Annotated in this window: 24 protein-coding genes; 13 read left to right on the forward strand and 11 right to left on the reverse strand. The window is 28.8% G+C overall.

Going from position 1 to position 23,099, the window contains the following annotated elements; translation table 11 throughout:
• Positions 1–5 precede the first annotated feature (5 nt).
• The 6 genes from UXY25_RS00360 (at position 6) to UXY25_RS00385 (ending at position 6,212) form a co-directional block, all read left to right on the forward strand.
• Positions 6–941, forward strand: a complete 936-nt coding sequence (locus UXY25_RS00360; RefSeq protein WP_320814008.1) for a calcium/sodium antiporter — start codon at positions 6–8, stop codon at positions 939–941.
• A gap of 47 nt (positions 942–988) precedes the next feature.
• Positions 989–2,605: a S8 family serine peptidase gene (locus tag UXY25_RS00365; protein WP_320814009.1), complete on the forward strand. Its 1,617-nt coding sequence runs from the start codon at positions 989–991 to the stop codon at positions 2,603–2,605.
• Position 2,606: 1 nt separating this feature from the next.
• The gene (locus UXY25_RS00370) at positions 2,607–3,551 is read left to right on the forward strand and encodes an NAD(P)H-dependent flavin oxidoreductase (protein ID WP_320814010.1); all 945 of its coding nucleotides are present in this window, start codon (positions 2,607–2,609) and stop codon (positions 3,549–3,551) included.
• Between the two features lie 9 nt (positions 3,552–3,560).
• Positions 3,561–4,001, forward strand: a complete 441-nt coding sequence (locus tag UXY25_RS00375; protein WP_320814011.1) for a hypothetical protein — start codon at positions 3,561–3,563, stop codon at positions 3,999–4,001.
• 72 nt (positions 4,002–4,073) lie between these two features.
• Positions 4,074–5,687, forward strand: coding sequence for an alkaline phosphatase PafA (gene pafA, locus UXY25_RS00380; RefSeq protein ID WP_320814012.1), 1,614 nt, complete (start codon positions 4,074–4,076; stop codon positions 5,685–5,687).
• A 3-nt stretch (positions 5,688–5,690) separates the two neighbouring features.
• A complete protein-coding gene (locus UXY25_RS00385) occupies positions 5,691–6,212 on the forward strand; it encodes a hypothetical protein (protein WP_320814013.1) in 522 nt (173 codons plus the stop codon).
• A 28-nt stretch (positions 6,213–6,240) separates the two neighbouring features.
• On the opposite strand, the gene lysA is transcribed toward UXY25_RS00385, so the two are convergent.
• A complete protein-coding gene (lysA, locus tag UXY25_RS00390; RefSeq protein ID WP_320814014.1) occupies positions 6,241–7,470 on the reverse strand; it encodes a diaminopimelate decarboxylase in 1,230 nt (409 codons plus the stop codon).
• 233 nt (positions 7,471–7,703) lie between these two features.
• Between lysA and sucC the strand changes: the two genes are divergently transcribed.
• Positions 7,704–8,897: an ADP-forming succinate--CoA ligase subunit beta gene (gene sucC / locus UXY25_RS00395; protein ID WP_320814015.1), complete on the forward strand. Its 1,194-nt coding sequence runs from the start codon at positions 7,704–7,706 to the stop codon at positions 8,895–8,897.
• 131 nt (positions 8,898–9,028) lie between these two features.
• On the opposite strand, the gene UXY25_RS00400 is transcribed toward sucC, so the two are convergent.
• From UXY25_RS00400 to UXY25_RS00410, 3 genes are all read right to left on the reverse strand, one after another.
• Positions 9,029–9,220 (reverse strand): cold-shock protein, encoded by a 192-nt coding sequence (locus UXY25_RS00400; RefSeq protein WP_264559210.1) that lies wholly within the window; start codon positions 9,218–9,220, stop codon positions 9,029–9,031.
• A gap of 118 nt (positions 9,221–9,338) precedes the next feature.
• On the reverse strand, positions 9,339–10,397 hold the full coding sequence (locus UXY25_RS00405; RefSeq protein ID WP_320814016.1) for a nucleoid-associated protein: 1,059 nt from the start codon (positions 10,395–10,397) through the stop codon (positions 9,339–9,341).
• Positions 10,398–10,499: 102 nt separating this feature from the next.
• Positions 10,500–11,018, reverse strand: a complete 519-nt coding sequence (locus UXY25_RS00410) for an IS1096 element passenger TnpR family protein (protein ID WP_320814017.1) — start codon at positions 11,016–11,018, stop codon at positions 10,500–10,502.
• 182 nt (positions 11,019–11,200) lie between these two features.
• Between UXY25_RS00410 and UXY25_RS00415 the strand changes: the two genes are divergently transcribed.
• Genes UXY25_RS00415 through UXY25_RS00430 form a run of 4 tightly spaced genes read left to right on the forward strand, consistent with a single transcriptional unit; the run spans position 11,201 to position 14,286 of the window.
• Positions 11,201–11,821 carry a hypothetical protein gene (locus UXY25_RS00415; RefSeq protein WP_320814018.1) on the forward strand — a complete coding sequence of 207 codons (621 nt, stop codon included), beginning with the start codon at positions 11,201–11,203 and terminating at the stop codon, positions 11,819–11,821.
• Positions 11,822–11,823: 2 nt separating this feature from the next.
• Positions 11,824–13,182, forward strand: a complete 1,359-nt coding sequence (locus UXY25_RS00420) for a 2TM domain-containing protein (protein ID WP_414601353.1) — start codon at positions 11,824–11,826, stop codon at positions 13,180–13,182.
• A gap of 1 nt (position 13,183) precedes the next feature.
• Positions 13,184–13,501 (forward strand): 2TM domain-containing protein, encoded by a 318-nt coding sequence (locus UXY25_RS00425; protein ID WP_320814020.1) that lies wholly within the window; start codon positions 13,184–13,186, stop codon positions 13,499–13,501.
• Positions 13,502–13,530: 29 nt separating this feature from the next.
• Positions 13,531–14,286, forward strand: a complete 756-nt coding sequence (locus UXY25_RS00430) for a LytTR family DNA-binding domain-containing protein (RefSeq protein WP_320814021.1) — start codon at positions 13,531–13,533, stop codon at positions 14,284–14,286.
• On the opposite strand, the gene UXY25_RS00435 is transcribed toward UXY25_RS00430, so the two are convergent.
• The 7 genes from UXY25_RS00435 to UXY25_RS00465 all read right to left on the reverse strand — a co-directional run bounded on the left by UXY25_RS00435 (position 14,287) and on the right by UXY25_RS00465 (position 21,282).
• Positions 14,287–15,561: a hypothetical protein gene (locus tag UXY25_RS00435; RefSeq protein WP_320814022.1), complete on the reverse strand. Its 1,275-nt coding sequence runs from the start codon at positions 15,559–15,561 to the stop codon at positions 14,287–14,289. It lies immediately after the preceding gene.
• A gap of 53 nt (positions 15,562–15,614) precedes the next feature.
• Positions 15,615–16,385, reverse strand: a complete 771-nt coding sequence (locus UXY25_RS00440) for a CDP-alcohol phosphatidyltransferase family protein (protein WP_320814023.1) — start codon at positions 16,383–16,385, stop codon at positions 15,615–15,617.
• Between the two features lie 42 nt (positions 16,386–16,427).
• Entirely contained in the window at positions 16,428–17,447 is a 1,020-nt protein-coding gene (locus UXY25_RS00445) for a COX15/CtaA family protein (protein ID WP_320814024.1), read from the reverse strand.
• A 66-nt stretch (positions 17,448–17,513) separates the two neighbouring features.
• Complete coding sequence (locus UXY25_RS00450) at positions 17,514–18,929, reverse strand: CCA tRNA nucleotidyltransferase (RefSeq protein ID WP_320814025.1); 1,416 nt, start codon at positions 18,927–18,929, stop codon at positions 17,514–17,516.
• A gap of 75 nt (positions 18,930–19,004) precedes the next feature.
• Positions 19,005–19,577, reverse strand: coding sequence for an L-threonylcarbamoyladenylate synthase (locus tag UXY25_RS00455; RefSeq protein ID WP_320814026.1), 573 nt, complete (start codon positions 19,575–19,577; stop codon positions 19,005–19,007).
• A gap of 2 nt (positions 19,578–19,579) precedes the next feature.
• Entirely contained in the window at positions 19,580–20,476 is an 897-nt protein-coding gene (locus tag UXY25_RS00460) for a polysaccharide pyruvyl transferase family protein (RefSeq protein WP_320814027.1), read from the reverse strand.
• An 8-nt stretch (positions 20,477–20,484) separates the two neighbouring features.
• Positions 20,485–21,282 (reverse strand): glycosyltransferase family 2 protein, encoded by a 798-nt coding sequence (locus UXY25_RS00465; protein WP_320814028.1) that lies wholly within the window; start codon positions 21,280–21,282, stop codon positions 20,485–20,487.
• Between the two features lie 197 nt (positions 21,283–21,479).
• Between UXY25_RS00465 and UXY25_RS00470 the strand changes: the two genes are divergently transcribed.
• Positions 21,480–22,313, forward strand: a complete 834-nt coding sequence (locus tag UXY25_RS00470) for an exostosin family protein (protein ID WP_320814029.1) — start codon at positions 21,480–21,482, stop codon at positions 22,311–22,313.
• Positions 22,313–23,080 carry a Kdo domain containing protein gene (locus UXY25_RS00475; protein WP_320814030.1) on the forward strand — a complete coding sequence of 256 codons (768 nt, stop codon included), beginning with the start codon at positions 22,313–22,315 and terminating at the stop codon, positions 23,078–23,080. The genes UXY25_RS00470 and UXY25_RS00475 overlap by 1 nt, the downstream gene beginning before the upstream one ends.
• The last annotated feature ends 19 nt before the right edge of the window (positions 23,081–23,099 follow it).

Consider the following 23,099-nt stretch of genomic DNA (forward strand, 5'->3'; position numbering starts at 1 on the left):
AAAATATGAATTTTCTTTATATAATTTCTGGCTTATTGCTTTTAATTCTTGGTGGAAACTGGTTGTTAAAAGCAGCAGTTGGACTTTCAATGCGATTAAAAATCTCTAAAATTATTGTGGGACTGACAGTTGTTTCTTTTGCAACGTCTGCACCAGAAATGATAGTAAGTATTCAAGCGGCACTTTCTGGTTTTCCTGATATTGCAATTGGTAATGTAGTTGGTTCTAATATAGGTAATATTGGATTGGTTTTAGGTATAATCTTACTAATCAACGCTGTTCAGGTTGATAATAGTTTTTATGTAACCGATTGGCCGGTGAAAATGTTTGCTTCCACTCTTTTATTCGTTTTTTTAATAATTGATGGAGTTTTAAGTAGAGTAGAAGGAATTATTTTTATTATTGTTTTGGTACTCTTTTTAATTTTCTTAATTCGAAAGAATAAAAAGATACAAGTTAAAGTTGAAGAAGTTCCGGAAACTAATATGTCTATAAAATTAATAGGTTTGTTTCTAGTTTTAGGGGGAGTTTCATTATGGGCTGGATCAGAATTATTAGTCAAAGGTGCTGTTAACTTGGCTGAAAATTTAGGTGTAAGTAAAAGAATAATTGCAATTACTGTAGTTTCAATAGGAACAAGTGTGCCAGAACTAGCTTCATCTATAATTGCTACTATTAAAAAAGAAAATGATATTTCTGTTGGTAACATTATTGGTTCTAATATTTTTAATATTCTAAGTGTTTTAGGTGTAACAGCTATTATAAAGCCAATAGAACATGTAGATGTTCAAATTATTCAACAAGATATTTATTGGATGCTTGGTTTTGCCTTTTTTATTTTACCAATGGTACTCTTGCCAAAAAGAGGAAGCCTAAGTTTTAAAGAAGGAGTTTTACTGCTGTTTTCTTATGGTGTATTCCTCTATTTTACGATTATGTAATAAGTAGTTTTTAAATTTCATATATTTGGGTTACCAATATCTAGAAAATGAAAACAAAACTACTTTTCTTCTTTTTATTTACTTCAATCACAATTTCTGCACAAATTGAAGATGCTTGGGTTTATTTTAATGATAAACCAAACTCACCTTATTATTTATCTAATCCTTTAGATATGCTTTCGCAAAGAGCATTAGATAGAAGAACCACTCAAGGAATTGCTTTAGATGTTGTTGATGCTCCTGTAGAGCAAACTTATATTGACCAAATTACTGCTGCAACCGGAATTACAGTTATGGCAAAATCAAAATGGTTAAACGCTTTACATATTAGAGGAACTCAAGTAGATATTCAAACATTAACAGGCTTTTCATTTATAGATTATATTGATTTTGCAAATCATTCTTTAAATCCAGGTGGAAGAGTTTCAGGTTCAAATAAAAGTAAAAATATTAGTAAGCAATCAGAATTAGCTACAACATTCAATTACGGAAATTCGGCAAATCAAATTGAAATGTTAAACGGACATTTGTTACATCAATCAAATTATACGGGTCAAGGTAAAATTGTAGCAATTTTAGATGCTGGTTTTCCAGGTGTTAATACGGCTTCATCTTTTCAGAGATTGAGGGATAATAATTTAATTTTAGGTGGATATAATTTTCCCGATAGAGATACTAATATTTATTCTCGTCATAATCATGGTACCAATGTGCTTTCTACTATTGGAGGTTATGTAGATGGTCAATTAGTTGGAACAGCTCCAGACGCAAGCTTTTATTTGTTTATTACAGAAGATGTAAATTCAGAGAATCCGGTAGAAGAATCATATTGGGTTGAGGCAGCGGAAATGGCTGATAGTTTAGGTGTTGATGTTATTAACTCTTCTTTAGGCTATTCTACTTATGATAACCCAAACTATAGTTATAATTATTCACATAGAACCGGATTAGTTGGTTTTGCATCTCGTGGTGCTGATGTTGCCTATACAAGAGGAATGATTTGTGTTATTAGCGCAGGTAATGATGGAAATGGTTCAGAACCTCATATTTCAATTCCAGCGGATGCTATTAATGTATTAACTATTGGTGCTGTAACAAGTACTGAAACCTATGCGAGTTTTAGTTCAATTGGGCCGTCTTTTGACGGAAGAATTAAACCTGATGTTTGTGCGAAAGGGCAAAATGCAACTGTTAGTGATACTTCAGGTGGAATTACTACTTCTAGTGGAACTTCTTTTTCAAGCCCTATTATGGCAGGAATGGTGGCTACATTTTGGTCAGCTGTGCCTAATATGACTAATACTCAAATAATGAATTTTATAAAACAATCTGCAGATCAATACGCAACACCTGACCAATTTAAAGGATATGGAGTTCCTGATTTTGAATTGGCTTTGAATAATGCGCTTTCTGCAGAAGAATTAAGAGAAACTAATTTAGTTATTTATCCTAATCCTTCAAATGAAATTATATTTTTAAAATCAACAAACAATACTTTAAAAGGTGAGCTTGTTCTGTACAACAATTTAGGTCAAAAGGTTTTGCAAAATGAGGTCATTAATAATGATCAAGGAATATCAGTTTCAAGTTTGACTTCTGGTGTTTATTTGTATGAATTTATTTCTAAGAATAGTATCTTGCGGGGGAAATTAATGAAGCAATAAAATGAATTCAATTACTCAATTATTTAATATAAAATATCCAATTGTTCAAGGTGGAATGATTTGGAATTCAGGATATAAATTGGCAAGTGCAGTTAGTAATGCTGGCGGACTTGGATTAATTGGTGCTGGTTCAATGTATCCAGAAGTACTTAGAGAACATATTAAAAAATGTAAAAAAGCTACTGATAAACCTTTTGGAGTTAATGTACCAATGTTGTATCCAAACATTGAAGAAATCATGCAAATTTTGGTTGAAGAAGAAGTTAAGATTGTTTTTACTTCTGCTGGAAACCCTAAAACATGGACCCCTTTTTTAAAAGAAAATGGAATAACTGTTGTCCATGTAGTGAGTAGTACAAAATTTGCTTTAAAAGCTCAAGATGCTGGAGTAGATGCAATTGTTGCTGAAGGTTTTGAAGCTGGAGGACATAATGGTAGAGATGAAACTACAACTTTAACTTTAATCCCTATGGTTAGAGAGCAAGTTGTAATTCCGTTAATTGCCGCTGGTGGTATTGCTACAGGAAGAGGAATGTTAGCTGCTATGACTTTAGGTGCTGATGGTGTTCAAATGGGAAGTCGTTTTGCTGCTTCAACAGAATCTAGCGCTCACGATAATTTCAAAAGAACAATAGTTGAGGTAAATGAAGGCGATACAATGCTTACTTTAAAAGAATTAGCTCCTGTTCGTTTAATTAAAAATAAATTTTTTAACGAAGTTCAAGAATTATATACAAAATGTCCTTCACCTGAAGAGTTAAAGGAATTATTAGGTAGAGCTAGAGCTAAAAAAGGAATGTTTGAAGGAGACTTAGAAGACGGAGAGTTAGAAATTGGTCAAATAGCAGGATTAATTCATGATATTTTACCTGTGGAAATAATTGTGAATAACGTTATTACAGAATTCAATCAAGCTAAAGCTCAAATGATTAAATTTGATTTTTAAATTAAGAAGATGAAAAATATTAAATATTTATTTTTGGTTTTATTTTTATCGTTTAGTGTTGCACAAGCACAACAATACCGATTTAAAACTACTGGTTTTATGGTTACTGAGAAAACAAAATTTGGAGTTTGGAGCGTTTGGTCAAAATTTCAAAAGTCAGAAATGATTGTTGTTTTAGATGCGGATAAAGATAGAATTGTAGTTTATTCTGAAGCGCTTCAATTGTTTAATATTGTAAAGTATTATGATAAAAAAGAAACTAAAGAAGGAAATGTGGTTTCATTTTTATGTGTAGACAATACAGGATTGGAGTGTGATATATCAATTTTCACAAGGAAGGATAAAAATAATTTAAAACAATTATATATTTATTATGATAATAGAGTTGTTGCTTACAATATGAATTTATTAAGTGATAAACCAAAAAAAAATAAAAAAGGAGCTAAATAGCTTCTTTTTTATTTCTAATATGTATGAGCGATTCAAGTCTAAAGTTCTAATTTTGTATTTTAAATTAAAGAGATGAAAAAGTTAGTTGTATTATTTGTTTTAGTAGGTATTTTAAATAGTCATGCTCAACAAAAACCAAAATTAGTAATTGGAATTGTTGTCGATCAAATGAAAACAGAATATTTATACCGCTTTTCAGATGATTTTTCAGAAAACGGATTCAAAAGGTTAATGGCAAATGGTTATACTTTTCAAAATACACATTATAACTATATGCCAACTTATACTGGTCCTGGTCATGCCTCTATTTTTACAGGAACAACTCCTGCTGTTCATGGGATAGTAGGAAATGAATGGTTCAATAAAAGTTTGCAAACTGAAATGTATTGTACAGATGATGCTAATGTTGTGACTATTGGTGATGGAACAGAAAGTGAAGGGAAAATGTCGCCTAAAAATTTACAAACCACAACAATTACTGATGAGTTAAAATTAGCAACTAATTTTAAAAGTAAAGTTATTGGTATTAGTTTAAAAGATAGAGGTGCTATTTTACCAGCAGGGCATTTTGCAGATTGGGCATTTTGGTATTCTAAAACGGGTGCTTTTATTTCTAGTACTTTTTATGGAAAAGAATTGCCAACATGGGTTACTTCTTTTAATAATGAGAAAAATTATTTACCGTATTTAGAAAAAGGTTGGAGTTTATTAAAAGATAAAAGTGTTTATAACGAGAGTTTAAACGATAATAACCCATATGAAGGTAAATTGTATAAAAAAACACCATTCTTTCCGTATAACATGAAGGAAATGTATGAAAATAATGACGCAGGTGTTTTAAGAGCAAGTCCTTTTGGAAACAACTTAGTTGCTGATTTTGCTAAAAGAGCTATTGAAAAAGAAGGTTTAGGAAAAGATAATGTTACCGATTTCTTAACGATGAGTTTCTCTTCAACAGATTATATTGGACATATTCTTGGACCAAGATCAATTGAGCTTCAAGATACTTATTTGCGTTTAGATGAAACAATTGCCGATTTTTTAAATTACTTAGATAAATCGGTGGGAAAAGACAACTACTTATTATTCTTAACTGCAGATCATGCAGGTGCAGAAAATGTTACTTATTTAAAAGATAATAAATACGATGTAGATAATATAAACACTAAAAAGTTTGAAAAGGATTTAAGTGAATTTTCAGTCAAAACCTTTGGTGTGGATGTAGTGAAGAATTATTCAAACTTTAATTTGTTTTTTGATAGAGATTCACTGACTAAGAAAAGCTTGAAACTAGACGCAGTTAAACAAGCTTTTAAAACGTTTTTATATACTCAAAAATTCATAAAACGTGTTTATACTGAAGAAGAAATTTTAGCTTCATCTGGAGCTGATTATTTTTTAAATTTTATTGCAAAAGGATATGACCCTACTCAAAATGGAGATATTGTAATCTTAGAAAAACCAGGTTATATTGAATATGCAACTACAGGAACTACTCACGGAACGCCTTATACGTATGATACCCATGTTCCGCTAATTTTTTACGGTAAAGGAATTAAAAAAGGGGAATCTTTTGATAAAAAAGACATTACACAAATTGCACCTACATTATCTCAGCTATTAAGAATTACATACCCTAATGGAACAGAAGCACTATTGCTTGAAGAGATTTTGAAAAAGAATTAAGTTATGGTTTTTAGAAATTTTATTTTTTTAATTTTATTCATATTTACTTTTATAAGTTGTAATGAATTTTCAAATGACAATCTTGATTTGGATTTTGAAAACGAATTTTATGATTCGATAAAAAAATATAAAGCAAAAGAGTTTGTTTATTTAAATGATGGTTTAGTTCCTCAAAAAAACTTTTTCATAAATTCAAAACTTAAATATTTAAAATTTAGATATAATCCTGAATTAGGTTTTTCAGAAAGGCGTGTTTATTTTAATTTAGAAACTGATTCTATTGATAAATTTATATTAAGAAAAGTTACTCCTGATTGGAAAACTATAGAAGGTGCTAATGAAGATAACTTCAGGTTTCATGATTCAATATTCACTGTTTATCCAAAATTAAATAAGACGGATATTTATTATAACAATAGAAAGGTTAAAACTGTAAATTCAATTCTTTACCTTAATGACGAAAAAGAAGGTATCTTTAGAATAAAGTATTATACAGAAAAAAAATTCCAACAAAAAAGCCCTTAATAATTTAAGGGCTTTCTCTTAACTAAAACTAAACTGGGATTTTTGAATTAGTAGCAATATCTATTTCAATTTGATTCCTTAAAATATCTTCAAAAGTTTCTCTTTGTCTAATTAAATGAGCTTCATTATTTAACCAAAGTACTTCCGCTGGTTTTACTCTCGAATTATAGTTTGAAGCCATAGAATAACAATACGCACCAGCATTTCTAAAACAAAGAATATCACCTTCGTGGATTTCGTTTATTCTTCTATTGTTAGCAAAAGTATCTGTTTCACATATGTAGCCTACAACCGTATAAAAACGTTCTTTTCCTTTAGGGTTAGATATGTTTTCAATATGATGTTGTGAGCCGTAAAGCATAGGGCGAATTAAATGATTAAACCCTGAATTTATTCCTGCAAAAACGGTTGAGGTTGTTTGTTTAACCACATTTACATTTGCTAAAAAAACACCTGCTTCACTTACAAGAAACTTTCCAGGTTCAAAAGCCAAAGTAATAGGTCTTCCGTATTCTTTTTCAAAACTTAAGAAGCGTTTCGTTAGCTTTTTTCCAAATTCTTCTACATCCGTTTCAATATCGTCTTTTTTATAAGGTACTTTAAAGCCACTTCCAAAGTCAATAAACTCTAAGTCTTTAAAGTTTTTAGCGGTTTCAAACAAAATTTCGGCAGCATATAAAAATACTTCAACATCTAAAATATCTGAACCCGTATGCATATGAATTCCGTTAATATGCATTTCAGTATTCTCAACTATTCTAAGTAAATGAGGAATTTGATGAATGGAAATCCCAAATTTACTATCAATATGACCAACAGATATATTTGCATTTCCTCCAGCCATTACGTGGGGGTTTATTCTTATGCAAACTGGAATATTGGGATGATTTGTGCCAAATTGTTCTAAAATAGAAAGATTATCAATGTTTATTTGAACACCTAATTTAGCAACCAATTCAATTTCTTGAAGTGAAACACCATTAGGGGTATAGATAATTTCATGTGGTTCAAATCCTGCATGTAATCCTAATTGTACTTCTTCAATTGAAACAGTGTCTAATCCTGATCCAAGCTTTTTTAATACTTTTAAAATGGAAACATTAGAAAGTGCCTTGACAGCATAATAAATCTTAAAGCTTTCTACTTTGCTAAAGGCTTTAGTTAATCTGTAATACTGACTTTGTATTTTTTCAGCATCATACACATAGAGAGGGCTCCCAAATTGGTTTGTTAATTGGGTTAAAATTGCATTGTCCATTTTTATTATATTTTTTACAAAATTAGATTTAAAAACCTTAATTTGAAATAATTATAACAAACATTAACAATTAATAACAAAATGTTATAAATAAAACAATTCTATTTTTTTGATTCTAAGTATTGATTTAATAACTAAATTCTCAATTCAAATAAAAGTAAAATTGTTAGCCAAATAGAAATTAGTTTGTTATTTTTGTGACACTTTTTAATAAAGATAAACGTATTACAATTATGAATTTACACGAATATCAAGGTAAAGAAATATTAGCAAGTCATGGTGTCCGCATTCAACGTGGTTACGTTGCTAACAATGCTGAAGAAGCTGTTGCTAAAGCAAAACAATTAACTGCAGAAACTGGAACAGGTTGGCATGTTATAAAAGCTCAAGTCCACGCAGGTGGAAGAGGTAAAGGTGGAGGAGTTAAATTAGCTAAAAATTTAGACCAAGTTGCTGAAATTGCAGGTCAAATTATTGGTATGGATTTAATTACGCCTCAAACACCTCCTCAAGGAAAAAGAGTGCACAAAATATTAGTTGCTGAAGATGTTTATTATCCAGGAGAAAGTGAAACTTCAGAGTTTTATATGTCTGTTTTATTAAACAGAGCTACAGGAAGAAACATGATTATGTATTCTACTGAAGGTGGAATGGATATTGAAGAAGTTGCTGAGCATACTCCACATTTAATTTTTACAGAAGAAATTGATCCATCTGTTGGTTTACAAGGTTTCCAAGCAAGAAGAATTGCTTTTAATTTTGGTCTTTCTGGAAATGCTTTTAAAGAAATGGTGAAGTTTGTTGCTTCTTTGTACAATGCTTATATTGCTTCAGATGCTTCGATGTTTGAAATCAATCCAGTATTGAAAACTTCAGATAATAAAATAATGGCTGTTGATGCTAAAGTTAATATAGATGATAACGCACTATATAGACAAGCAGCAATTGCTGAAATGCGTGACATTAGAGAAGAGAATCCTATTGAAGTTGAAGCTAAAGAAGTTGGTTTGAACTATGTAGATCTTGACGGAACTGTTGGTTGTATGGTTAACGGTGCTGGTCTTGCAATGGCAACTATGGATTTAATTAAGTATGCAGGTTTTGAACCAGCAAACTTCTTAGACGTTGGTGGAACTGCTGATGCTAAGCGTGTTGAAGCGGCTTTCCGTATCATCTTAAAAGATCCAAATGTAAAAGCAATTTTGATTAACATTTTTGGTGGTATCGTAAGATGTGACCGTGTTGCTCAAGGAGTTGTAGATGCTTACCAAAACATGGGAGATGCTATTAAGGTGCCTATTATTGTACGTTTACAAGGAACAAATGCAGAAATTGCAAAAGATTTAATTGATAATTCTGGAATGCCAATTTTATCAGCTGTTCAATTTCAAGAAGCTGCTGATCAAGTTAAAGCTGCATTATCTTAATTAAATAGATAATTCTACATAAATAAAAAACTCCTAAGATTTTCTTAGGAGTTTTTTTATGTTCTAATTTTTTTGAATAAAAAAAGCCCTGTTAGAAACAGAGCTTGATTTTGTAAGATTATGCGTAAGTATTAGATTACTTTAACGTTTACTGCATTTAAACCTTTTTTACCTTCTTGTAAATCAAATTCAACTTCATCACCTTCACGGATTTCATCAATCGTTCCAGAGATGTGTACGAAATGTTCTTTGTTTGTTCCTTCTTCGATAATGAAACCAAAACCTTTTGATTCATTAAAGAATTTTACTGTACCTTTATTCATTTTAATAATTTAATGTAATTTCAACAAATGTAGTGTTTATTATTGAACTTACTATTTTTTTACTACTTTTTTTATAAAAATGTTAAAAAGACCTTTTTATAATTGGTTGTTTTTATAATTAAGATTTTTGTTCTTTATTAAAATAAACCAAGTAATAGTACATTTGTTTTTCTTCATCCCATCCTTTTTCTACAAACTTTTCAGCACTATCAGAATTAACAAAATCTAATTTAATTTGTACATTAGTATCTAATGTAATTACATTTTTTATTTTTTTTCTAATATCGGTAACTGCATTATTGGCAATTGGAAAATTAGTAACATCTTCAATGCTGTATTTTTCGCCTTTGTCAATTTTGTAATTTTTAAACTCAGGAATAAACTCTGGGTTTTCCATTACTTCGTTTAAGAAGTTTGTTTCTTCAAATGAATCATTTTTTGCAAAATGATTAATTGCTCTATTCATGAACAAAACTTCTTGCTGCTTGTCTTCTGCAGGTAAAACTACTTCTTTTGCAAAATCTTGGCAGAACTTTAAATACTTCTTAGTCATGAAGTTTTCATCTTGAAAAGCATCTACAGATAAGAAATGTTCTAACCAATAACGAGCGTCATAACGATTGCTGTCCACAGTTAAGATTTTATATCCTTCTTCTTTTTTATGATTGAAAATAATACAACCTTTATCTAACTTGTTTAAGTTGATTCCTTGTTGTAAAACCATTTCTAAATTACTTTCTTTCTCTTCAAATTGTAAGAAATCTGTTTGAATCTCACTTTTGAAAACTCCAATAGCATCTACAACATTATTGTCTATTGAAACATTTGTAAAATAAGTTACATAAACTTCACCATTTTTAATGTGTGGATGATTTGATTGCTCAAATAAATGTTTGGTAATTTTTTTAGATATATTATGAATTTCGCTAGGGTTATTGAAAAGTTCTGTAGCTAAATTATACATATCGTTGTATTCTAAATCTACTTCATGAGCAAACTGATAATAGTTTTCTTCTTTATCTCTAAAAGGTTTAAAGAAGTATTCCTTTAACAATGGCATTATTTCATCATTTAAACCATATGGTTGTTCAGATAAAAATAAAGCTTCATTTCTACTTTTATTTCCAACTCTATGAATAGAAAGGTTTTCTATATGTGTATTAAATAAGTTTATCATTTTATATAATTGTTAGAAAAAAGAACCAAGATAAAAGAAATCTCTTAATCTTGGTTCAAAATAGGATTGATATTATGTAATTAGTTTTTCTTTTCTCAAAGATTAGTTCCAGTTTTCTTCAAACCCATAGTCTTCAAAACTATCGTCTCCTTCAAACATATCTAAATCTTCATCGTCGTCATCTAAATCGTTACCTTCTGCTTCGAATTTTTTATCTGGAGCTTCTTCAGGTAATTCCCCATGAGAAAATAACAATGCAGGATATGTTTCGCCAGATTCTTTTTCTTCAATAGCAGCTAGCTCTACAAGGAATGTCCACATATTAAGAAAGTCGTATACATAAATTATTTTAGATTCGTATTTATCTAAATTATCTTCTAGTATAAAGTTATTCATAATACGTGTTTCGCCTGGAACATCGCCTGTATCAAATAACGGAATTTCATCCATTTGATTCCATTCGTCATCGCAGGTATAAAATGATGCCATTTCTGAACCGTCAAATCCAAAGGCATTAACAATTGTATTGTGTAAATCTTCTAAAGTTGCTTCTTTCTCTATTGCAATATCTCTAAAAATATCTTCTTTTGCATCGAGTATAACTCTAAATTTATATATCATTTTTTTGAAATTTTAGGAAACACAAAAGTAATTATTAATTACGAGTTATAAATTATGAATTACACATTTTTAATAAATTTTCAATTCATCCTGATTTTTCGACAGTTGGGTAAAAGTAAATTTTAAATGATTATTAGATTTTGGACTTTTGAATCATCAAACAACAATAAAAGTAAAATATTATGACAAAAATTATCACATTTATTACTCTATTATTAGTTTCGACTTTATGGTCTCAAACTAATTATGAAAAAGAAATGCAAGATGCATTAACAACTTGGCAAGATGGAAATTCTAATGAAGCAATTGCTAAGTTTGAAAAAATTGCATTAGTTGAAAAGAAAAGTGTTTTACCTAGCTATTACGTTTCTTTAATTAATACAACATTGGCTTTTAAAACTAAAGACTTTAAGGAGATGAATTTGTTTATTCAAAAAGCTCAGAAAGCTCAAGATGAAGTAAATAAATTTTTGCCAGATGATCCTGAGGTTTTAGTATTACAAGCTATGATTCATACTGCATCAATAGTTTATGATCCTTTAGCAAATGGTAGGCAATTATCAGCAGTTGTTTTAAATATCTATAAAATGGCCGAAGGAATTGCTCCGAACAATCCAAGAGTTGTATTAAGTAAAGCTGAATTTGAAATAGGAATGGCTGAGTATTTTGGACAGGACACAAAACCAATGTGCGAACAAATTGCTAAATCCATAGAACTTTTTGCTAACTTTAAACCAGAATCAAAGTTCCATCCAACTTGGGGGATTGATAAAGCTACTAAAGCAATACAAAATTGTAAATAATGATGCATCAAATAAGAAAAGAAGTACTTAAAGCAGGATTAATAGGAATAGTAATTTTTATTGTATTACAATTAATTAACTTAGTTATAAGTCAAAAATTTCCAGCACCTGATGCTTTAAAATGGAATTTCATTTTTACATTATTGTATAGTGTAGTTTTATATTTTGTAAATGCAATTGTTTTTATTCAATTAGATAAATATTTTGAAAAAAACAGGTTTCATTTAAAGCGTTTAATAATAGGTTTTTTAGCTTCTTTTCTTATCTCTGGAATTGCTATTTTTTTTCTAAGAATTTTTGAGGATGTAGTTTTTGAAAACAAAACTTTTGAGGAATTTTTAAGAAACGAATCTCCATCTAATTATGTTGTGGCATTAGTAATAACTATTATTGTCTCTTTATTAATTCATTTGGTTTATTTCTACAAAGCGTATCAAGAAAATAGAGTCAAGCAAGAAAAAATAATAGCTGGTAATGCTTCTGCTCAATTTGAAAGTTTAAAAAATCAATTAGATCCTCATTTTTTGTTCAATAGTTTAAATGTACTGAGTTCTTTAATAGAAGAAAACCCAATAAATGCTCAAAAATTTACAACATCGTTATCTAAAATTTATAGATACGTTTTGGAACAAAGAGATAAAGAATTAGTTTCTGTTGCAGAAGAGCTAAAGTTTGCTAAAACATACATGAATCTTTTAAAGATGCGATTTGAAAATAGTATCACTTTTGAATTACCTGAAGATTTTGAGGTTGCTTCAAATATCGCAATGACAGAAGCAAAAGTAGTTCCATTAGCATTACAACTTTTATTGGAAAACGCTATAAAGCATAATGTGGTAAGCGAACAAAAACCGTTGCATGTTAAAATTTACATGGAAGATAATCAGCTTGTTGTTGAAAATAATTTACAAAAGAAAGAAACTTTACAAACTAGAAAAGGTGTTGGTTTACAAAATATAGTAGATAGATACGCAATAATAACAACAAGAAATGTAGCAATATTAGAGAACGAAAACATCTTTAAAATTAAGTTGCCAATTCTTACAAAACAATTAAATATCATGGAAATAACAAATAGTTATAACGAAGAAAACGCTTATTTTAGAGCAAAGAAAAGAGTTGAAGAATTGAAAGGATTTTATTCAAATTTACTGTCTTACTGTTTAGTAATTCCTTTTTTAATATTTATAAATTATAGAACAACGAGTTTTCAGTGGTTTTGGTTTCCAATGTTAGGTTGGGGATTGGGATTGTCTTTTCATGCTTTTGCTGTATTTGGTTACGGAAAAACTTGGGAAGAAAAGAAACTAAATGAATTTTTAAAGGAAGAAGAAAATAATAATAAACAAAACTGGAAATAAGATGAAAAATAATATACACGAACAAGAAAGATACGATTTAGCTGTAAAAAGAGTTAAACGAATTAAAGGATTTTATACACATGCAATGGTTTATGTTATAATAAATATAATGATTGTAATTATAAATATTCAAAATTTAGATGCAGGCGAAAGTTATTTTCAATGGCATAATTTCACAACTTTATTCTTTTGGGGAGTTGGTTTAACAGCACATGCAGCTTCTGTTTTTGTTCCGGAATTTATTTTCGGAAAAAACTGGGAAGAACGTAAAATACAAGAATTCATGGAAAAAGAACGCCAACAAAATAAGTGGGAATAACTTTTTAATAATCTAATTTAGAAGCACTAATGAATATCATTATTATCGAAGACGAAAAGCCAGCAGCGAGATTGTTACAACGAAAATTGGAAAAACTGGGTTATAACATTAAAACCTTATTGCATTCTGTAGAAGAATCAATTAATTGGTTTGAAAAAAACTTACATCCCGATTTGATTTTTTTAGATATACAATTGTCTGATGGTTTATCGTTTGAAATATTTGATAAAGTAACTGTTAAAAGTCCAATTATTTTTACTACAGCTTATGATGAGTATGCTTTAAGAGCTTTTAAATTAAATAGTGTAGATTATTTATTAAAACCAATTGATGAAGACGAGTTAGAGGTTTCCATTTCAAAATTTCAAAACCAATTTCAAAAAAATGCAGTTGCAGGTTTAGATTTTGAAGCAATTAAAAGAATGTTGGTTAACCCTGTACAAAAAGAATATAAAAATCGTTTTTCGGTTAAAATAGGTAATCAAATTAAAGTGATAGCAATTGATGAAATAGAGTGCTTTTACAGTAAAAATAAAGGAACTTATCTACATACAGTTGATAATAGAGATTATCTTTTAGATAGTAGCCTAGAACAACTAGAAACAGAATTGAATCCTGATTCATTTTATAGAATTAGCCGAAAGTTCATTATTCCATTGCAATCTATAAAAGAAATTCAAGTGCATACTAATTCTCGCTTAAAAGTAATCTTACCAACTTATAAAGCGGATGAAGTAATTGTAAGTAGAGAAAAAGTACAAGATTTTAAAAGCTGGATTGGTTAACTAAAAAATAAAATAAAATCTCCAATAGATAAAAAATCCTATCAATATTAAATAAAGTAAATTATTAGTAGTTAGAACTGCAATAGCTAGTTTACTCCAATATTTTTCTTTTATAACTTTGCAATTAATTACCAGTAAAGGAATTATTACAGCAAGTAATACATATGGAAGGTATGAAGCCATGCTTATTAAGGAATTATACGAATCGTAGTATGGTGCGGAAAAGTAAAATATATTAATATTTGTATTCAAAATAAACATATAGTAGAATAGTAGAAACCCAAATGGTACTATAAATAGCTTAATATAATTATATTTATTTCTGTTTTTGGTTCTAAAATAATTTATTAAAAAATAACAAGAACTCACTATAAAAAATAAACCACTAAAAAGCAGAAAGAATCGAATTGAATTATTATTATGAGGGATTTTATAAGTAGCTAGGTTTTCAAATTCTTTATTTTTTGGAAATAGTGTATCAATTTTCAAAATATGATTCCCTTTTGCTAATTCCTCTTTAATATTAAATTGAACGGTTTTCTCATAATTATGATAAAAGTATAGGTTTACAGTTCCATCATTATTGTTCCAAATAGAAGTTAAAAGCGTACCATCGCCAACTTTATCTCTACAAACGTGCATTGTATCCGATACTTTTTTACAAAACTCTAAATTTGTTTCTAATTTGTTGTCTAAAAAAGCAACTCCATTTTTATAACGTTCTAATCTATTTGCATTATCTTTTGAAGTAATAGATGGACAAAAATTTGATAAAACATAGCTAGCGTCATTACCTTCAATTATTTTATAAGGTTCTACAATAATATATTTTCCTGTTTTATCAATATAAATGAATACATCTTCTATAAAATAACTTTGATCGTATTTTTCAATATATCTTTTTACATCTTCCACAGTTTTACAAATGTGCAGAATATCTTTTAGATAGAAAGTTGGGTTCGTTATTTTAAGTTTATTATTTAGATTTTTTATTTCAGGATGATACGATGATAGCCTTGAGAATACCAAACCATACTCATTCATTCCAGATTGTGGTGCATAACCATTTTCACCATCATATCTTGCACCTGTAAAAGCTGCTCCATATGGTGAATTTAATGAGCCTATTTCAAACCAGATATGAGGTGTTGTTAACCAAGCATCATGATTACAACCAACGAAAGTTTTACCGTTTTTGGTAATTTTGTACATACTACACGTATTTCCAATATTTACCGAAAGAAGAAGTATAATACTAATGTAAATGCTTTTCATGATATTGTTCATTTATAGTTAAAACGATTAAACGAATAAAATGTTACAAGAAATTATTTGATGTAGCTTTTTCTAATTAAAATTAAAAGCAGAATTAATAGGGTGTAAATTATTAAAAATGGAATAATGAAGTTGATCCATCCAATTGACAACATAACTGCAATTAGCAATAATTGGAATCCTAATCCATAAAGCGATAAAATAGTCATAAACCAATTAGGAAAGGTTTTTACTTTATAAGCATTTGAGTCTAATACATGAATGATTAAATCAAATCCACTATAAACGATTGTATAAATTTTAAATAAAATATTTACTGATTTCTGGCTTTCTACAGGTAAAGCTTTTGGAGTTTTATATTCAAAAATTTTACTTGTAGTATCTCCACCAATCGACTTATTTCTTAAAATCACATAGTAATAGTTATACAAAGTTCCTTGTAATTGAATGCAAAAAAAAGCAAGCAACATCAACCAAAAAGGAGAATTTGTTACTCTCCAAATTGCTAGCAACAAGAAGAAATTTAAAAAAATATCAAAAATACTATCTAAATAGCGGCCAGAATAAGATGGCGTTTTTTTTAATCGAGCTAATTCTCCATCAGCAGCGTCAATTCCAGACTTTAAAACAATAAAAAAGGCAGCTAAGATGTAATGATTTGTTAAAATACAATAAACAGCAATTAAGCCAGAAACTCCAAATAATAAAGTTACATGAATAGGAGTGAAGCTTGTGTCTTTTAATTGATTAGCTAAAAATCTACCAAAACCTCTTCCGTAATCTGACAAGTCTAAAAACTTATCTTTTTTGTTTAATTTTGACATTCATTTTTTGAATCAAAATTATGTGACAATATAGTCTGAAATCTATTTGCTCAATCTATGTAATGTAAAAACCATTGCGCTTAACAATACAAAAGCTACTAATTGATGTGCTAACCCTAACCAAAGTGGAACGTGAAATAACAATGTGAAAACACCTAATGTAAATTGTATTAAAACTATCAATAGTAAAGTATTAATTCCTTTTTGCTGTAAACTGTTTAATGAATATTTTTTGCTTTTAAAATATAATAAAACCATCATCGCTACTACAACATAAGCAAACGTTCTATGTATAAATTGAACGCCACTTTTTCCTTCGGTAAAGTTTTTTAATAAAGAAGATTGTTCAATAAAAACACTATCATGAATAAATTGTCCATCACTCATTAAAGGCCAATGGTTATGAATTAAACCAGCGTTTAAACCAGCTACAAATCCGCCATAAATAATTTGAATAATTAAAATTACTAATGCAATGCGAGCAATTGTTCTAAGTGAAGTAAAGACTTCATTTTTTGTAGGATAGATTAAATCCAATGCAACCCAAAGTGTATATGCAAACGTAATAAACGCAAAAGTTAAGTGAAGTGCTAAACGATAATGACTTACATCTGGATTGTCAATTAATCCACTTTTCACCATGTACCAACCAAGAAAACCTTGAAATCCACCCATTAGCAATAAAACAATACATTTCTTAATTGTAGATTTATCTAACTTTTTCTTAATTAAAAAATATACAAAAGGAATAAAAAACACCATTCCAATAATTCGACCAATAAAACGGTGGAACCATTCCCAAAAGTAAATGAATTGATAATCAGATAATGTAAAATCGTTATGGATGTTTATTTTTTGATATTCTGGAAATTTCTTATATTCTTCAAAAGCATCAACCCATTTTTCTTCAGTTAAAGGAGGAAAAGTATCGGTTACTAAATGCCAATCGGTCATGGAAAGACCAGAATTAGTTAGCCTAGTTATTCCACCAACCATTACCATTATAAATAATAAAACACAACCTGATAGTAACCAAATTATGACCGATTTATTGTTTTTCATTGTAATTTTTTACAAAAATAATTCTATTATTATAAACTCTTAATCTAACAAATGTTAAATGAAAAGTTAAACTCTTTTCAATCCCATTTTTTCGGCTCTTTTCAAAACAAAATCAAAAGCAGCAGCATATTCATTTGGTATTTCTCCTTCTAAAATGGCCTCTTTTACAGCTTCTTTTAATGTTCCAATTTCGCGTGAAGGTTTTAAATTAAACATTTCCATAATTTCTTCTCCAGTAATTGGTGGTTGAAATTGTCTAACATGATCACGCTCTTCAACCTCTATGATTTTTTGTCGTACAATGTCAAAATTTTTATGGTATTTTTTAAATTTATGAGGATTTTTGGTAGTAATGTCAGCCTCACAAAGTATCATTAAATTTTCAACATCTTCACCGGCATCAAATACTAATCTTCTTACGGCGCTATCTGTAACAATATCTTCAGATAAAACAATTGGTCGGGAACTCATGACAACCATTTTTTGTACAAATTTCATCTTTTGATTTAATGGCATATGCAGGCGTTGGAAAATTTTCTTAACCATTTTTCCTCCCAAAAATTCATGTCCGTGAAAAGTCCAACCTTGTTTTTTATTGAATCGTTTTGTTGGTGCTTTTCCAATGTCATGTAATAGTGCAGCCCAGCGTAACCAAACATCATCTGTATTCGGACAAATATTATCAACTACTTCTAAACTATGGTAAAAGTTGTTTTTATGCGTATGACCTTCAATTTCTTCTACTTGGTTTAAAGCAGTTAACTCAGGTAAAATAATATCTAAAAGGCTAGTTTTATATAATAATAAGAAGCCAACAGATGGTTTTGGTGTTTCTAAAATTTTATTTAGTTCGTCTACAATTCGTTCACCAGAAATAATTGCTAATCGATCCTTATTTTTAGTAATTGCATTTAATGATTCTTCTTCAATCTTGAAATTTAATTGCGTAGCAAAACGAATTGCACGCATCATTCGTAAGGGATCATCAGAATATGTAATGTCTGGATTTAATGGAGTTTTTATGATCTTGTTATTAAGTGCTTCAATTCCGCCAAAAGGATCAACTAAATCTCCATAATTTGTTTTATTCAATGAAAAAGCCATTGCGTTTATGGTAAAATCTCTGCGGTCTTGGTCATCTTTTAGAGTTCCGTTTTCAACTATAGGATTTCTGCTATCAGATTGATAGCTTTCTTTACGAGCTCCAACAAATTCAACATCAATTTCTTTATAACGCAACATTGCAGTTCCATAGTTTTTAAAAACTTGAACTTTTGGTTTGTTGGGTAATAATTCAGATACTTTTAAAGCCAATTCAATTCCACTGCCCACTGCAACAATATCGATATCTTTTTTAAAATCACGCTCTAATATATGATCTCTAACAAATCCGCCTATAACATAACAATCAAGGTTCAACTCATTACCAGCTTGTGATATTATTTCAAATATAGGATTTGTAAGTGCTTTTGTGTAATTCATATTTCAATTTGAAAATTTGAAAAATATTAAATTTGAAAAGCAATTTTTATACTTTCAAACCCTATTTCAAATTAATTACTTGCGAATTATCTTCACTTGGCTATCTAATGATAACTTTATTATTGTTGAAGGATTTTTGCAAACTTTATCTCTTTGCAAATTTACTACATAGTCTACACCTTTTAAAATTTCGGGACTAATTTCTTTAAAAGTTTTTGGGGTAAACATTCCAGAAATATTTGCCGATGTTGAAACCAATGGTCTTTTCATTCGTTCCATTAATTTATAACAAAAAGGTTCTTTTACAATACGTATCGCAAGTGTGTTGTCTTCTGCAATAATATTTTTTGCGACATTTTTAGGGCCATCTAAAATTAAAGTAGTTGGTTTTTCAGATAAATCTAAAAGTTCCCATGCTACTTCAGGAATCTTTGGAAATACAGCATAAACCATTTTTTCGCTATTCATAAGGCAAATCATACTTTTGCTTTCTTCACGTTGTTTTAATGCATAAACTTTAGCTACAGCTTCCTCATTTGATGCATCACAGCCAATTCCCCAAACGGTGTCAGTAGGGTATAGGATAATTCCGCCATTTTTAATGACTTCGTAGGCGTTATGTACTTCGGTATTTATATCTTCAGACATCGTTATAAGTTTAAGTAATCAAATGTTTTATCAGCAAATTTTAAATTTATTTCTCTGCATTCTTCAAGTACACCAGTATACTTTGTTGCATTTTTAATTTCATTTTCAAAATCTTCAAATGAAGTTATAGGAGTTTTGTATTTAAAATCAAAAAACTTAGATGTTGCTGGAATGGAAACCACTTTCTTTTCCATTAAAATAGCCCAATACATTGCATGATAACTATTAGTAACTAAAGTTTCACATTTACCAATGAAGTTTATCATTTCTTCTAAATTTGTTGTGTTTGAAGATTGTGGGTATTTTTCTAGTTTTTTAATAAGCTTATCATCTTTAATGGATTTTGCATTAAATAATAGTCCTACTTCATACTCTTCAGTATGTGTTTTGTTGAAAACAGGATTTAAACAACTTACACAAGGAATCCATTCACCAGGGAAACTAAAATCTCTTGTTCCAACTAACCCAAATTTATTAACATCAATCCAGTATTTCTGGTTTTTATGATAATCATCTAAATTAATTTCATTGTGTCCAGCTCCCCAAATGACAATTTTTTTACCATTTGAAGCTAGTTTTTCAAAAAGTTCCATTTGCATTTTAAAATGCTTAATGTTTAATAATCCACCGCCACCAAGTATTAGGTCGTTATTAGATATTTGACTAATCCAATTATCAGTTTTCTTTTTGAAAATTGATCTAAAATCAGAAATATCTAACTTTTTATCCTTTAATTCATCAAAATATAAATGTGGTGCACAATAATAGTCACCAACATTTTTTTCATTTATACGATGAACGTTTAGAACTCCGTGACTTTTTTGTTCACGAGTAAGGACGTCATTTATAATGCTTTCTTTTCTTTTATTGCTGTTGAATTCAGTATGTATTCCGAACATGTTTTTTATTATAAGTATTGATTGATGCCTTTTTCAATAAATGTTATTTTATTTTCAGTGGTCTCTTTTTCAATACGATTGTTTATTTCAATATTACTTCTATCTTGAATTTTGTGATAAATATGATATGCAATCCCTACATTTTTCAATCTTTTTCCTTTTACACCAATATTATGGAGTCTTTGTATCAATTCTGAATCGTCAATTCCCCAGCCTACTAAAGATTCATTAAAACCATTTACTTTTATGAAATCTTCTTTCCAAAAAGACATGTTACAGCCTCTTAATTTTGAAGATCTTTTATCATAAATTTTTGGATTATTCATAAAAAAAGGAATCCTTAATGTTCTCGTTCTTCTTTGAATTCCTTTAGAGAATAAATGAAAATAGGTGGTTTTGTTTTTAAAAATCGAATTTAAGATGCTTTCTTGAATATTCACCCTTGAACCAAATAAATATAACCCTTTTTCAGCATATTTTAAATGATCTTTTATGAAATTTGGATGCATTATAATATCACCATCTATTTCAATAATATAATCGCCACTTGCTTTTGCAATAGCTTTATTCATTATTTTTGGCTTTTGATTGCCATTGTCCTCATGCCTTACTTGAATCAATGGAACAGGGAAGTCTTTTTGAAATCTTTCAATTAACTTAGTTGTCTCTTCTCTAGAACCATCATCAGCAATAATAACTTCATCAGGAAAAACAGTTTGCTTTTTAAGACTAATTAAAAGCAGTTCTAAAGCCTCGGGCCAGTTGTATGTTGGAGTAATTAAAGAACTTTTAATTGAATTGTTCATAAGAGTTTTACCTAATTAAAATGTAAAAATATTTAATAAATTGGAATTAAGACTGACAATAATTACATTTGATTCAAATTCTAATTTTATCTTTGTTTCAAAGAGACAAATTTAAGGTTTTTTATGGGATTATAATGAGTTCGACTCAAATCATAATGGATGTTTTCTTTTTTTTAAATAATTGATTTTAAAAATTAATGGTAGTTTATATAGATTATAAAATAAAAAAAATTCAAGAATTAAGAGCAATACACACAATTTCAGATGCTGGAATTGATGTTCTAATTCCTAAAAAAGAAAGTTATAAGTTTTCTTATTTAAAAGAAAAATTTGACATGATTTACATTGAATCTGGAGAACAAAAAGGAATCAAATTATCTTCTGTTTTATCAATTAATCATGAATCGCCAATTACAGGATTAGGTTCTCTTGAAAAACCATTGATTTTTCCTGTACCAATTTTAGAATATTGCAAAACAATATGGAATAGTGATAGAAAACACCAATTTACTTTTGCAGGGTTGATTACAAAAAGTAGAAACGTATTGATTTCAACATGGATAAATACAAATATTACAAATGAAAAATTCACTTTACCTATAACGGATAGTTTTTCTAATAAATGGAGAAGTAAAATTTTTAACTTTTTTAATATTGATAGTACAGTTTCTAAAACTATTGGGAGTTTAATTATTTGGTCATCAAATAAAGGTAGAAAGTTTCCTGTAAAAGCTTGGGATGATGATTATTTTAAAGTGTTAGCAGATTCAAAATTTGTATTATGTCCTAGCGGAGTTTGTATTTGGTCTTATCGTTTTTTTGAATCAATTTTATGTGGAGCAATTCCTATCGTTGAGAAAAATTGTGTAGCCTATAAAGGTTTTAAATTTAAGTATATGGATGAAGATGCAAGCAAATTTGTTTGGTCTAAAGAAGAGGCAGAATATAATTATAATCTTTGTTTAGAAAGAATTTCTATTCATAAAGACATGATTAGAGCTGAAATTGAAAAAATAAAACAAACGATTTAATGATTGTATTTAAATATAGTTCAGAAGTAAGTTCTTATTCTGATAAAATTAAAAATTGTATTCAAAATTTTGCTGATTCTGGTAATGATTTTATAGTTGGCCAAAGAAACAGTATTAAAACATTTCAGCTAGAGTCACAGGTTTTAAATATTAAATCATTTAAAGTTCCTAATCTAATAAATCAAATAGCTTATAAATATTTCAGAAATTCAAAGGCTAAAAGATCTTTTGAATATGCAACAATATTATTAGATAAAAAGATTGGTACACCTAAGCCAATTGCCTTTTATGAAAATTTTAATCTAATAGGCTTAAAAGAGAGTTACTATGTTTGTGAACATCTTGTGACTGAGTTGACTTTTAGAGAATTAGTTACAATTCCTACTTTTAAGGATCATGAAAACATATTAAGACAGTTTACTAAGTTCTCATTTGAAATGCACGAAAAAGGTGTTGAGTTTTTAGATCATTCACCAGGGAATACATTAATTAAAGATAACGGAAATAGTTTGTATTCATTTTATTTAGTAGATTTAAACAGGATGAAATTCCATGATAAAATGGATCTTAGTTGTAGAATGAATAACTTAAGTCATCTTACTCCAAAAAAAGATATGATTGAAATTATGAGTGATGAATATGCAAAATTAAGTGGAGAAAAGTTTGAAGTAGTTTTTCAAATGATGTGGAAAGAAACTCAAGATTTTCAATATCGTTTTTATAGAAAAAAGAAAATAAAATCAATTATTAAATTTTGGAAAAAATAATTGTGGAAAAAACATTAAA

The organism is Flavobacterium sp., from assembly GCF_034111225.1.
Taxonomy (GTDB): domain Bacteria; phylum Bacteroidota; class Bacteroidia; order Flavobacteriales; family Flavobacteriaceae; genus Flavobacterium.